This is a genomic window from Paenibacillus sp. ISL-20, assembly GCF_018613005.1.
GTDB lineage: Bacteria > Bacillota > Bacilli > Paenibacillales > Paenibacillaceae > Paenibacillus_AQ.
Window position 1 is genome coordinate 274,441 of sequence record NZ_JAGGRD010000036.1, and the last position, 13,946, is coordinate 288,386.

A 13,946-nucleotide genomic window follows, 5' to 3' on the forward strand; every position below is an offset into this window, starting at 1 on the left:
TATTGAAAAGCCCCCGTCAAAACGATTCTCACCGGCATTTTCGGCTGTGGGAGGGTCCTCTGTATGATAGGTTAGATGCTGGAAGCAGGCTGCTCGCTGGAATCCTCATCCCAAGTCGGCAACTTGCGGCACGGAAGTGCCGAATTCCTTGAACAATCACGGCATTACAGGTATATTTAAGGGAAACACGTTTATACAGGAGATAGACAGAAATTACAGGACGAAAGGTTGATCAACGTGGAGAACCATCGGGGAACCCCCTCCAATTTCATAAAAAATGTTATTACCGAAGACCTGAAGTCCGGTAAAGTCAAGGAAATCGTTACCCGCTTTCCGCCGGAGCCGAACGGCTACTTGCATATTGGACATGCCAAAGCCATATGGATCAATTTCACGCTGGCCGATGAATTCGGCGGACGGACGCACTTGCGGTTTGATGATACGAACCCGGTGAAGGAAGACATTGAGTATGTTAACTCTATCAAGGAGGACGTGAAGTGGCTCGGATTCGATTGGGAAGAGCTGCGGTACGCGTCCGATTATTTTGAAGAGATGTACAACCGTGCGGTGCTGTTGATTAAGAAAGGGAAAGCTTACGTGGATGACCAATCCGCTGACCAAATTCGCGAAAAGCGCGGAACCCTGACCGAGCCTGGGAAAAATAGCCCGTACCGGGATCGCAGCGTGGAAGAAAATCTGGATCTGTTCGAGCGGATGCGCAAAGGGGAATTCGCCAACGGCGAACGCGTGCTGCGCGCCAAGATCGATATGGCTTCGCCGAATATCAATTTGCGGGATCCGGTCATCTACCGTATCTCCCACGCGCATCATCACAATACAGGCGACAAGTGGTGCATTTATCCGATGTATGCTTTTGCCCATCCGCTGGAGGATGCTATTGAAGGGGTTACGCATTCCCTGTGTTCTCTGGAGTTTGAAGATCAGCGCCCATTCTATGATTGGGTTGTGGCGGAATGCGAGATGGACAGCACGCCGCATCAGTACGAATTCGGGCGTCTGAACGTGGCGCAGACGGTTACGAGCAAACGGAAACTGAAGCAGCTCGTAGACGAGCATGTGGTGGATGGCTGGGATGATCCGCGCATGCCGACAATCTCCGGACTTCGCCGTCTGGGATACACGCCTGAAGCCATTCGCAACTTCGTGTTTGAGACGGGAATTTCGAAGGCGTACGGCACGGTGGACCGCCAAGTGATGGAACACTTTATCCGTGAGGACCTGAAGCTGAAGGCGCCGCGCACGATGGCTGTGCTGGACCCGCTGAAGGTGGTCATTACGAACTATCCTGAAGGCCAGACGGAATGGCTGGATGCCGAGAACAATACGGAGAATCCGGAGATGGGGATTCGCCAAATCCCATTTTCGCGAGAGATCTATATTGAGCAAGAGGATTTCATGGAAGATCCGCCGAGCAAATATTTCCGCTTGTTCCCTGGCAATGAGGTGCGTTTGAAGCATGCGTATTTCATCAAGTGCAATGATGTGATCAAAGACGAGAACGGCAAGGCTGTTGAGATCCACTGCACGTATGATCCGGAGACGAAGAGCGGCAGCGGCTTTACCGGACGCAAGGTGAAAGGAACGATTCACTGGGTGGAAGCAACGCAGGCCGTACCTGCCGAATTCCGCCTGTTCGAACCGCTGTTCAAGGACGAAGAGGAAGAAGCCGAATTGGTACCAGAGGTTGCAGGCGAAGCGGAAGAAGCAGCTGCCGAGAAGTCCTTCCTGGACGACATCAATCCGAACTCGCTGCAAATCGTGCAAGGATTCGTGGAACCGAATATGAAGGATGCTGCACCGCAGGACAAGTTCCAGTTCTTCCGCCACGGATATTTCAACGTCGACTCGAAGTATTCGCAGCCAGGGCGTCCGGTATTTAACCGCGTGGTCTCGCTGAAGAGCTCGTTCCAGCTTCCGAAGAGCTAATCAAGATTTGCAAATAGAAACAGCGGCATTGGGGGGCGTAGAAGAGTCTCCCATGCCTCCCTATAACGTAAACAAGACTCGAAGATTCCGTTCCAGGATTCATTCGAGTCTTGTTATATTTACGGTGATACCATCCTATCATTTGAATGGCTTTTAGTACGGACCACGTTCTAACTAGCAGCGTACTCCTCGATCTCGTCTCCTTCGGGATCGTCCGGGTGCAGCGGCTGGTACCCGTGCTTGCGGAGGTTGTACCACATCCAGCCGAAGCCGATGGCACCCACAATGGCAAGCATCGTACCGGTCCGGTACATGATCTGCGCCCCGAAGTTCTGGAACATCCAGCCGCCGGCGAGACCGCCGATGACACCGGATATGCCGCTCCAGCTCAAGGTATAGATCGCTTGTCCGGAAGCGCGATACGGCGTCGGAACAAATAGCATCGTCAGCTGAACGCCGACATAGAAATAGCCGCCGAAGGTTACGCAGTGCAGCAGCTGGATGAAGGCCACCTCCAGCGCACTGTTGGCTTCCGCCATCAGCAGCCAGCGGAGGGCGAAGAGCAGGCTGACAATTGTCAGGCAGCCGACCAGGACATTGATTTTCCGTTTCAGGAAGCGGTCAAACAGAATGAAGATCACCACTTCAAATATCGACGAGAAGAAGATGGCAAGGCCCACCATCTGCTTGGTACCGCCAAGCTCCAGAATGTATAGGGACATAAAGGTGTTATTGGCTGTGTTCGGAATGGATACCATAATGCCTAACAGAATGAACCAGACAAAATAGGGGTTCAGGAACAGCCTGCTGAGTCCTTTAAGGTTAACCGATGCCGACGCCGTTGTTTTCTGGATGGAGGGCAGTGTGAACATGAACAACGCCGCCACCAGCAGCATGACCGAGAACACGATGGAGATGCGTCCCGATCCGAGCCGGTCGATGACAGGTCCTGCAGCAATTGCAGTCAGCGCCCATCCCAGCGACCCCCATAACCGGAACGAGCCGAATTTTTGCTGCGTCCCCTCAATATAGGTTAGAATCAGCGAATTCGTCTGCGAGAACATCGGAGTCTGGAAGAAATAAAAGAAAATCATCGTCATGTATATCATTGCATAGGTATTCGCCTGAAATACAAGCTGGACCAGCAGCAGCGTACCGGTCATCATGATCAGCAGCACGCGTTTGATGTTGGCCGCCCGGTCACCCCAGAATCCCCAGAACGGATTTGCGAAGATGGACACAAATGGCGCGATTGCCATCAGACTGCCGATTTCGATTTTGCTCATGCCGATGTCTTGCAAATATAACTGGAAGAAACCGGTGAAGATGACCATGGTTCCGTAAATGAAGAAGTTGAACAGCTTGAGCGATGTCAGCGAAGGTTGAGCATTGTCCATATTCCGCAAGTAGGTCATTCCTTTCAAACCGAATACAATCCAAAATCGCGGCAACATAGGAAGCCGCTTTCCTTTCAATGTATCATGCATTGAAAAGGGATACAAACCATCTTTTAAATGATTTTCCATTATTCTGGTTATTAATCTGTAAACTGAATCAACTTTTTTTACAACGTGTAAGAAAGGCGGGTAGAACATATGAGCGATCATCCCCTAGATGTTGGCCTTTCGCCGGATCAGGTGACAGGTATCGTGCTTGCAGGTGGAGCCTCCCGGAGAATGGGGAGAAACAAGGCGCTGTTGCCCATGGAGGGAATGCGTTTGATCGAGCGAACGGTCCAGGTACTTGACAAAGTTAGCGGACGGGTAATCCTATCCACCAATGTCCCGGACGCTTATCAATTTCTTGAATTGGAGTGCATTCCCGATCTCTATGTCGGGCAAGGCCCGATGGCGGGACTTCATGCAGCGCTCAAGTCATCCCAAAGCACATGGAATATGGTCGCTGCGTGTGACATGCCTTATATCCAAGAACGTTTCCTTCGGGGACTGCTGGATCTGGCGAACAAGCAATACGCAGCCGATGCTGTAATCCCCGTGGTAGAAGGCAGGATGCATCCGCTTCTGGCGGTATATCGCAAAGTAACCGTAGAAGGCCTTGAGCACAGGTTGATTAAGGGACAACTGCGCATGGTGGAATGGGTGCAGGAGCTGAATGCCGTCTTTGTGCACGAGGAGCAATTAGAGGCAATGACGGGCCTTGATCCGCGCAGGATTTTATTTAATATGAACACGCCTGAGGAATATGAGGCAGCAGGCGGCCTGATGAGTTCCGACTTGTCAGAGGATAGATAGTAGAGTTTTATAGCAGTATCAAGGTACAAAGCCCGATGAAACCGGTACTCATCCTAAAAAAATAACCCCGCCAACTAAATGCTTGGCGGGGAATTTTAATATATTACTGCGCGCTAGCGATAATAAATCTGCCATCGGCAGTATACGCACAGCAGACGGGTTTATCCGCCGATCTGCGACATGCGCCGGACGGTGGGAGTATGGTTTTGTGCCTTTTTCTCGAGCGCGAGCGCCATTTCATGATTCAGCGGTTTATCGCCCAGCGCTTTGCGGAACAGGTTCGCCACCGCGGAAGGATCATCGACGACACGGCGCACGTTAAATTCGTCGGACCAGTATAGACAAGCCTTGATGTGGCCGTCCGCCGTCAGCCTGAGGCGGTTGCAGGAATCGCAGAAATGATCGCTGACCGGATGGATCAGACCGAAGGTTCCTGTAGCTCCAACCACCTTCATGTTGCGTGAAGGCCCATTGCCGGATGGTCCCTGCTCTTCTTGAATGGTCCAACCCGCCTCCTGGCACACTTCGGATACCCGGCTCAGCGGCAGATACGAATCTCGCCAGACATCGGATGCTTGGCCGATCGGCATATATTCAATAAAGCGGACATGGAGGGGACGATCGAGCGTTAGAGCGATAAAGTCGCGAATTTCGTCTTCATTGAAGCCCTTCATTAACACCATGTTCAGTTTGATCGGATCCAGGCCGGCTTCATAAGCGGCTTCAATGCCTTCCAGCACTTTATGCACCCGTCCGCCGCGCGTAATGCGCGCGTAACGCTCCTCATGAAGCGAATCCAGGCTGATGTTGATACGGGTGAGTCCCGCTTCCTTAAGCAGACGAGCTTTGGATGGGAGCATGATCCCGTTGGTGGTAAGTGATATATCTTGAATTCCTTCAATGGAAGCAATCATATGGACCAAGGATTCCAGATCCTTGCGCACCAGTGGTTCCCCGCCGGTAAGGCGTACTTTGGAGACGCCCATAGGGGCAAGGACGCGCACGATCGCTGCGATCTCTTCATAGCTCATAATCTGATCGTGAGGTTGGAATTCCATTCCTTCTTCCGGCATACAATAGACACAACGAAGATTGCATCGATCCGTCACCGAGATGCGAATATAATCATGGACCCGACCGAAAGAATCTTTAAGCGGTTCGATCATGGAAATCCCCCTTTATAGCATGCATGGTCACATTGTAGCCATTCCCCGAACGGGAGTCAATGCGCCGTTTGGGTCATGACGGCAGGACAAGCAGCGGCAAAACGGCCATTCTTTTGTGAGAAGAATCACAGTAAACGCTTACGGGATCCATTATATTGAAGCTGTGGACAAAAGCTTTCTCCCCTTGAAAGCGAGTAGTGACATTCTAGATTTCCGAAAGTTTCCTGATTTTTTCCGAAATTTTCGGAAATCATTTCTAACTGCTTTCATTAGGTGTTCATCTAAGATATACTGTCAAGGATATCACATCCAACAAGAAAGGTTACCAATAGGAGGTTCGATATGGCGATATCACCTGTTCAAACTTTGGAGGTGCCTGACGTCTGTCACAGATGGCTTGAAAACCGGGGGACGGTCTACGAGCTGCTGATTGATTTTTTGGGCAATTGGCCCAGCTTGTCTATGATTGCGGAATGGAGCCGCGGAAGTGGAATTAGCAAGGCTGCGGAGTGTTCGAAGGCCGGTGCGGAACTGATGACATATTTATGTGGACGCTCACCTGAGGAATTGGTTCGGATTTGCGAATATGAAGGGGCGGAATACCGCCGATTGCTTCAGCAGTCCAAACAGCGTCAGGCGGCAGAGTCTCATTATACGAAGGATGGATGCGCTCAGGATTTAGCCGATTGTTATGCATCCGTCGGTATTGCCTTTAATAAACTGCACGGGGAAGCGGACGATCATATAGCCATTGAACTGGAATTTATGACACTGCTTCATGACCGTATGCTGAACAATACGTATTGTGAACATAGCATGCTGCAATTGATGGAGGTTCAAGAGAAGTTTCTGGAGGAGCATCTGTTGTCATGGGTGCCATCCCTCTGCAAGGATCTGAAAGGATCCACGGAAAGTCCGCTTTATCAGTCGTTATTCAGTCTGCTGGAGGAGTTCCTTGCACAGGATCTGAACATGCTGAAGACGTGGAAGCATTCCAGGGAAGCTGTGCTGGTACATTAGCGAGCAAGACAACATCATAGTCGTCAACATCATAGTCATCAAAAAAAGCCCCGGTCTCCTATTATAGGAGGGCCGGGGCTTTGGTGTTCTACTTAATCTTCGATTCTTTTCTTGCTGAACTTCATCAGGAACTCGTACACGATAGGTACCACCACGAGCGTGAGCAGCGTCGAACTGATCAGACCGCCGATAACCGTAATGCCGAGACCTTTCGAGATGATGCCTGCGCTGCTCTCCCAACCGAATACGAGAGGCAGAAGAGCGCCGATCGTTGCGAGTGCCGTCATCAGGATTGGACGAAGACGGGTAGCGCCGGCTTCAAGCAGGGCTTCGCGTGTGCTCATTCCTTCGCGCTCCATATGGATTACGCGGTCGATCAATACAATTGCATTGGTCACGACGATACCGATCAGCATGAGCACGCCCATGAGTGCAGACACGTTCAGTGTCTCGCCTGTGATAAGCAAGCCGATAATGGCTCCGATGACAATGAACGGCAGCGAGAACAGGATGGCGAACGGTGCGAGACCGCCACCGAATGTAACCACAAGCACAAAGTATACAATCGCGATGGCTGCCAGCATGGCGAGTCCGAGCTGTCCGAAGGTTTCGTTGATTTGCTCTGTGACGCCTCCGAACTGGACAGATACGCCGTCTGGAAGCTCAAGCTTGTTTACTTCAGTCTCCAGGTTGGTGGAGGCCGATCCTACATCGCTGGACAGGATGTCGGCTGTGATGGTCACAACCATTTTCCCGTCGATGCGCATAATGGAGTCTGGAGTCGTTCCTTTTTCCACCTTGGCCACATCCTTGATCGGTACTTCGATACCGAGCGGGGAGGTGACAGTTTCGTTCTCGATTTCTTTTATACTCTTATAGGTCTTGCTGTCCGTCTCAATGTAAACATTGTAGGTCTTGTCCTCAATTTTGATTTCGGTCAAGACCGGACGTTCCCGTACCGGAGACAGCTTCATTGCCAATTGTCCGGCTGTCAGGCCAAGGGAGCTCAGCTTCTCTTGGTCAGCAACCAGCGTATACTGCTCGAACGCTTCGGACAAGCTGGTCTTTGCATTGTCGAAGGTAGCGGTATCCTTATTTGCTAGCTCTGCGATTTGATCAGCCACCGGCTTGATCTGCTCCAGAGAGTCGCCAAAGACGTTAACCGTTAACTGGCTGCCGCCAAAGCCGCCGGCCGCCATGTCCATATTGGACCAAGTGCCATCCGGTACTTCCTTGGCAAGATCCTCGACAAGCCCTTTTTTGACATCTTCGAAGTTTTTCGTGTCGGGGTCATACATAATATAGAACAATCCGGAATTGGCTGATCCCATACCAAGCGGGTTGCTTCCGCCGATAGAGTACTGCATCGTTTGCACTCCAGGCTGATCCAGGATCAATTTCTCCGCTTTTAATGCGCGTTCCTCTACATCCTCCAGCATGACGCCAGGTTCAGGAGAATAAGTGACCATGGCATATTTGTCTTCCTGTTCAGGAATAAAGCTAACTCCAAGGTACTTCGTCAGGAACAAGCTTCCTGCCAATAACACGATGGCTGCCAGGAATGTAATGGCTTTGTGATTTAGCGTCCATTTCAGAATGGAACGATACCCGCGGGCCATTGCGCCCGGTTTCTCTGCATGATCATGTTTGTTCTTCAAGCCTTTGCGGAACAGGCTGTGCGCCATAGCGGGTACGAGCGTGACCGCCACGACCAGGGAAGCGAGCAGTGCAAAGACCATCGTCAATGCAAATGGCATGAACAGCTCTCCGACCATACCGCTGACCAGGGTAAGCGGCAGGAATACCGCGATGGTTACGATGGTGGAGGACATGATCGGTACAAACATTTCACGTGTAGCAGCGCTAATGAGCTCTCGGCCCGTCAACTTCTCGGTCGAGAGGGACATGCGCCGGTAGATATTCTCGATAACGACGATCGAATCATCGACAACCCGGCCGATAGCAACGGTCATGGCACCGAGCGACATCATATTCAGGGTGATATCCATTTGTCTCAGGCACAGAACCGCAATCAGCAAGGACAATGGGATCGAAATGATCGATATAATCGTCGAACGGATGTTGCGCAGGAAGATCATAATGATCAGAACGGCGAACAGTGCGCCGAATAATGCCTTGGAGAGCATCGTATGAACAGAGTCTTCAATCGGCTTGCCTTGGTCCAGCATGATTGTCAGATCCATGCCAGGATAGAGGCCTCTCAATTCTTCGGCCTTGTCTTTCACCTGATTGACAACGTCAACCGTATTGGCGTCGTTGGCTTTCACGATTTGGATACCGATCGATTCCTTCCCGTTGGTGCGGGAGATGGATTCCGAGGTTCCGATAACTTCAATCTTGGCAATCTCGCTGAGTTTCACAGTTGGAATGCCGGTCGGAATGGCAGGAGCACCGCTTGGTCCGCCAGCAGCCGCACCGGCTCCAGGAGCGCCTTGTTGGCCTGCCCCAGCTGCGTTACCGGAAGGCTGCTGCGATGGTTGTTGACCTGTCCCGGCATTCGGAGCACCAGCTCCGGCAGATGCGTCTGCACCGCCGCCACCCGGAATAACCGGAATAGCGATATTCTTCAGATCGTCAATGCCGATGATGCCGCCATCAATAGCAACGGCCTTCTGGGATTTTTCCATTTCGAACATGCCGAGCGGAACGTACAGCGCGGAACCCTGCACGATACCTCTGACGGTATCCTCCGTCAGGCCAAGCTCGTTCAGTTTGTCCTGATTAAACTTAAGCTGTACTTCGTTCACGAATTGTCCGGCTACCTGGATGGAAGCAACTCCGTCCAAATCCTCCAGCTCCGGAACGATGTCATTCTCTGTGAGGCGTGTCAATTCATCCAATGCCATATTGTCTTTGTTCGCAATACTTAGGGAGACAACCGGCATGGAACTCATGCTGAATTTGGATATGGTAGGTTTCTGAGCGTCATCAGGCAGCTTTACCTCGTTAATGGCTTCACGAACAGCCGCCGTAGCGTTGTCCAGATCACTACCATAATCAAACTCAACCATGACATTGGCTGCATTCTCCATGGAAGTGGAGGTTACGGTTTTGACGCCGTCAATATTGCGGAGTCTCGTCTCGAGCGGTTTGGTAACATCCTCCACAACACCTTCAGGGGCTGCACCCGGATAGATCGCGGTGACACTTAAGAACGGGACGTTAATATCCGGAATGGTTTCTTGCTTCATCGTCAGTCCGCTGTATAACCCTCCGAAGCTGACGATGATGGTCAGCAGCCAGATCGCAAACTTGTTGCGCAGCGAGAAATTGATAATTCCTTTCATTAGGCGATTCTCTCTCCTCTCCAAAACTCTATGTCTCTAACTTGGACTAATTCCCCTTCATCATTCCACCGGGTGTAAGATAGCTTTCGAGTACAGTCACAATGGTGCCCTTGAGCTCCGTAAACAATGCTTCAAGGTCCTCGATCCCCTCCAAGTTGGCAAGCATTCCTTTCAGAACGGCCCGGCTGGGCTGAAGGGCAAGCAGCTCCTTCTCCATAATATTGAGCGACTCCATCGCATCTTCCCGGACATCCGGTTCCGCCTGGATCTTCTTAAGCTCGTTCTTCATCGTCTTAATGACAATGAGAGGGTGACGCTGCGTGCGCATGTCGGTTTGGCATAATTGACCCAATTGCCCAACCGCCTCCATCGGGATCAGGGGCTCGGGCCGTCTGCGCAGAATGCTGGCTACAATATCATCGAGCAGCTGGATCTGATGATCAGCGATGATTCCCACATTCAAATGAAATCCCGGCATGAACAGGAAACGGATATACGAACCGAGCATACTGCCCATAAACATGCCGATCTCCATCGTATACGGCTCTACGTCCGGTCCATAAATGGTTTTCAGCTTATTGTTAAACCACTGCAATGTAGCTAGCATTTCCTGCCGCATGTTTTCCTTGTCAAAAGGCGGTTTCCCCGGCGGCATCTGATCATGGAATTGCTTCAGGAGAAATTCCCGGATCTCCAGAAAATGGACCAGAAGCACTTCCGTCTGCTTGCGCAGCTGCTCCTTAGGTGCAAGCAGCGGATCTTGATCGACCCGGAGAATCTCATCTTTAATCCGGCTTGCGATAAGCTCGTAAATGCTCTTTTCCAGTTCCTCTTTGGATTTGAAATGAAGATAGAGGCTGCCTTTCGACATCCCGCATACTTCGGCGATTTCCTGCATGGAGGTAACCGAAGAGCCCTTCGCGGAAAACAGCTGCATCGCAGTGATGAGTATTTGCTGTCGTTTTTCTGCCGTTTTATCAGCCAATCAATAGCTCACCTCGCTTGAGAACTTTGCGGTTCTTGGATTGACCAAGAGGTCAAGAATTATTATATATGAAAAAGAACGACCGTTTCAACTTTACTACGGTCGTCCCTTTTCATGGGTTCTGAAAATATATGAAATTTGTTGAAATTATTTAACTGATCAATTTCAGACCGACAGCCGAGCACAGAATCATGGCAATAAACAGCACCCGCCGCCACTCCTTGGGTTCCCCGAACAGGAACATCCCGGTGATCGCGCCGCCCGCCGTTCCGATTCCCGTCCAGATGGCATAAGCGGTACCCATAGGCAGTACGGTCATGGCATAAGAAAGAAGGGAGAAGCTGGCGGCAAAAGATAAGGCCAAAATCAGTACATAGCGCCATCCCTTACGTTCCGACACGCCTTTGATACCGATAACGCCGCCGATTTCAAATAATCCGGCAAATACAAGAGCAACCCAGGCCATTACTTGCTTACCTCCGGTTCTGCATGATCGCTGGTAATTAGTTTGAGTCCGACCACACCTGCCAGCAGCACACAGATCAGTAACACCTTGAGTACTTTAAACGGTTCTCCGAAGAACAGCATTTCAGAAGCCACGGTTCCGGCTGTGCCAATTCCCGTGAAGACGGCATACACCGTTCCGACCGGCAGCCGTTTGGCCGCCTCGATAATAAGATAAAAGCTCGCTGTAATGGCGGCCACGGTTCCAAGCCATTCCCATGTGTTAGAGGAATGCTTCAAACCCATCACCCATATGATTTCAACCAATCCACCAAGCAGCACATAAAGCCAGTTGCGATTCATTATGATTGTCACTCCTTTTATGAAAATAACAGTAACCCCTCACTTACCGATTCCTATTCTCCTTAGGCCCTTTTATCATGCGTAGAATAGGGGGCATTAACTCTCGTGGTTATATCCCTGTTTCGTTACCCCTAACCAAAACACGGGCCAAGCGGCCACAAGCCGTCTTAGGGCCCGTTCTTCTCCGCCGAACACGGTTTCCAGATGAATTCCGTCCAGCAAGGTCATGTAGGCAATCGCGGCATTACGCGGATAACGAATAATGCGTCCGTGAACCGGGCAGCCTGCGGCAAGCAGTTTGGACAGGTTCTCCTCCTGCTGGTCCAGCAATGGATATACCATCCCCATCACTTCGTCATACAGCGTGCTTGGCGGGAAGAAGGCCATCCGCAAGAAGAACCGGACTTCATCATCCATACGATAAGCTTGGAGACGGCTTTCAAGAAATCCGTGCAGCTGCTGCTCCAGCGGCCGATCCACATGGTCGAGAAAATAGCCTACCATTAAGTCCTCTTGGCGCTGGAATACGTCCTGAAGCACCTGCAGAAACAAATCTTTTTTGCTGGAAAAATGGGCATAAATCGACGGTTTTTTGATTCCGCAGTCGTCAGCGATATGTTTTAACGATGCCCCTTCGTAACCGTTTTTGGCAAAGTGGGCAAGGGCGGATTGTTTAATGTCGGCGGCACTCATTAGATTCCTCCTAACTAACGATCGTTAGTTATATTTTTAACAAATGGGGTTCGCATTGTCAATATTTTATTTTTGGGCATCAGGCCTTGTCGGCTAAAGGAGAACAGTCTTTAGTTCCTGGGGGAGATCATGTAGAATATGGTGTGACCAGCATCGTACACACATAGAGACAGAAACGATGAAGAACAAGGGGTAAACGATATGAGAAAGGGAATAGAGGCTGTACTGATTACCGCGCTTTTGTTCGCGTTTTATTATTTTGGCATGGATTATTTCGGGAAGACGACCGGGACCATTATCGGGATATTCTCTACGCTAACCGTAGTATCCATCGGATTCATGATTTTTATGGAGAATCGTCATCCCACCAGCACGTTGGCCTGGATTCTGCTCTTGGCGCTTGTCCCTATCGTAGGGCTTGTTTTTTATTTTTTGTTCGGACAGAACTATTTCAAGCGGAGAAAATACGATAAAAAGGCGCGGAAGGACGTTCTGGTATATACCAGCGAAGTGCTCCGGAAGAACACCCCAGACATCTCCTGCTTTAAGCCTGAAGTGCAGCAGCTCCTTCAGCTGTCTACCCGCCTTGCACGCACGCCGATATCCTTCTCGAGCGATACCAAGGTGCTGACCGACGGGGAAGAGACTTTTGCGGCCTTGATTGCGGAGCTGGAACAAGCGGCGCATCACATTCATATGGAATATTACATTTACCGTCCGGATGCGATCGGAAAGCAGATCCAGGAAATTTTGATACGGAAGGCGAAAGAGGGGGTAGCCGTTCGGTTTATGGTGGACGCCGTTGGCAGCTTGCAGCTGCCGCCTTCCTTTTTGCAGGAGATGCGGGATGCGGGTGTACAGGTCGCCGTATTCGGCAGTCCCAAAACGATATTTTTCACGAGCCGCGTGAATTACCGCAATCATCGCAAAATCGTTGTTATTGACGGGAGTGTCGGATTCGTTGGCGGATTGAATGTAGGGGATGAGTATTTAAGCCGTAGCAAGGCATTCGGTTTCTGGCGCGATACCCACATGCTTGTTCGCGGAGAGGCTGTCAGAACGCTGCAAGTTATCTTTTTGCAGGATTGGCAGTACATGACGGGTGAGCAGCCAAGTGAACCCATCTATTATTCACCGGATTTGCTGGAGAACCGTGCCGGTGCCGTCCAGATTATTGCAAGCGGACCGGACAATGAGCTAAGAGCCCTGAAGAACATCTTCTTCTCCATGATTGTGTCGGCTCGTAAGTCGGTATGGCTGGCTACGCCTTATTTTATACCGGATGAAGACATATTCACCGCGCTCAGGGTTGCTGCCTTGTCCGGTCTTGATGTACGGATTCTGTTTCCGTCGAAACCGGACAAATGGCTGCCCTTCCTGGCTTCCCATTCCTATTTTCCGGCTCTGCTGGATGCCGGGGTAAGGGTGTATGAATATGAAAAAGGGTTTATGCACTCGAAGCTGCTGATCGTTGACGGCGAGGTCGCAACCATTGGCACGGCTAACATGGACATGCGGAGCTTCCACCTTAATTTTGAGGTTAATGCTTTACTCGTTCATACGGAAAGCGTACGCAGGCTGGTATCCGACTTCGAGCAGGACCAGGAATCCGCTATCCTGTACGACCGCAATCATACCCGTAAAAAGAGAATCATGACCCGGCTGCTGGAGTCGGCTGCCCGGCTAATGTCACCTCTGCTGTAATGCGGTGGTGGTGGGAACTCGCGGTACATACCGGCACTTCATGTGCGTACATACATCATGTTTC

11 protein-coding genes are annotated in these 13,946 nt (G+C 50.8%); 4 read left to right on the top strand and 7 right to left on the bottom strand.

The genetic code is table 11. The features are described from left to right. The first annotated feature begins 228 nt into the window (after positions 1 to 228). Positions 229 to 1,947 (top strand): glutamine--tRNA ligase/YqeY domain fusion protein, encoded by a 1,719-nt coding sequence (locus tag J7E85_RS22075; RefSeq protein WP_215161539.1) that lies wholly within the window; start codon positions 229 to 231, stop codon positions 1,945 to 1,947. 170 nt (positions 1,948 to 2,117) lie between these two features. Here J7E85_RS22075 and J7E85_RS22080 read toward each other — a convergent pair whose 3' ends face one another. After that, the gene (locus tag J7E85_RS22080; protein ID WP_483311336.1) at positions 2,118 to 3,353 is read right to left on the bottom strand and encodes an MFS transporter; all 1,236 of its coding nucleotides are present in this window, start codon (positions 3,351 to 3,353) and stop codon (positions 2,118 to 2,120) included. 189 nt (positions 3,354 to 3,542) lie between these two features. On the opposite strand from J7E85_RS22080, the gene mobA reads away from it, so the two are divergent. Further along, positions 3,543 to 4,199 carry a molybdenum cofactor guanylyltransferase gene (gene mobA / locus J7E85_RS22085; protein WP_215161541.1) on the top strand — a complete coding sequence of 219 codons (657 nt, stop codon included), beginning with the start codon at positions 3,543 to 3,545 and terminating at the stop codon, positions 4,197 to 4,199. 161 nt (positions 4,200 to 4,360) lie between these two features. Here the strand turns inward: mobA and moaA are convergent, their stop codons facing one another. Further along, positions 4,361 to 5,365: a GTP 3',8-cyclase MoaA gene (gene moaA, locus J7E85_RS22090; RefSeq protein ID WP_215161543.1), complete on the bottom strand. Its 1,005-nt coding sequence runs from the start codon at positions 5,363 to 5,365 to the stop codon at positions 4,361 to 4,363. Between the two features lie 342 nt (positions 5,366 to 5,707). Between moaA and J7E85_RS22095 the strand changes: the two genes are divergently transcribed. Further along, positions 5,708 to 6,385 (top strand): TorD/DmsD family molecular chaperone, encoded by a 678-nt coding sequence (locus tag J7E85_RS22095; RefSeq protein WP_215161545.1) that lies wholly within the window; start codon positions 5,708 to 5,710, stop codon positions 6,383 to 6,385. A gap of 92 nt (positions 6,386 to 6,477) precedes the next feature. On the opposite strand, the gene J7E85_RS22100 is transcribed toward J7E85_RS22095, so the two are convergent. From J7E85_RS22100 to J7E85_RS22120, 5 genes are all read right to left on the bottom strand, one after another. Continuing rightward, complete coding sequence (locus J7E85_RS22100) at positions 6,478 to 9,693, bottom strand: efflux RND transporter permease subunit (protein ID WP_215161547.1); 3,216 nt, start codon at positions 9,691 to 9,693, stop codon at positions 6,478 to 6,480. A gap of 46 nt (positions 9,694 to 9,739) precedes the next feature. Beyond that, complete coding sequence (locus J7E85_RS22105) at positions 9,740 to 10,678, bottom strand: TetR/AcrR family transcriptional regulator (protein WP_215161549.1); 939 nt, start codon at positions 10,676 to 10,678, stop codon at positions 9,740 to 9,742. A gap of 151 nt (positions 10,679 to 10,829) precedes the next feature. Then, positions 10,830 to 11,144, bottom strand: coding sequence for a DMT family transporter (locus J7E85_RS22110; protein ID WP_076323958.1), 315 nt, complete (start codon positions 11,142 to 11,144; stop codon positions 10,830 to 10,832). Next, the gene (locus J7E85_RS22115; protein WP_215161551.1) at positions 11,144 to 11,485 is read right to left on the bottom strand and encodes a DMT family transporter; all 342 of its coding nucleotides are present in this window, start codon (positions 11,483 to 11,485) and stop codon (positions 11,144 to 11,146) included. The genes J7E85_RS22110 and J7E85_RS22115 overlap by 1 nt, the downstream gene beginning before the upstream one ends. 96 nt (positions 11,486 to 11,581) lie before the next feature. Beyond that, positions 11,582 to 12,178: a TetR/AcrR family transcriptional regulator gene (locus tag J7E85_RS22120; RefSeq protein ID WP_215161553.1), complete on the bottom strand. Its 597-nt coding sequence runs from the start codon at positions 12,176 to 12,178 to the stop codon at positions 11,582 to 11,584. A 201-nt stretch (positions 12,179 to 12,379) separates the two neighbouring features. Here J7E85_RS22120 and cls point away from each other — a divergent pair, with 201 nt between their 5' ends. Next, positions 12,380 to 13,882, top strand: a complete 1,503-nt coding sequence (gene cls, locus J7E85_RS22125; protein WP_215161555.1) for a cardiolipin synthase — start codon at positions 12,380 to 12,382, stop codon at positions 13,880 to 13,882. Positions 13,883 to 13,946: the final 64 nt, after the last annotated feature.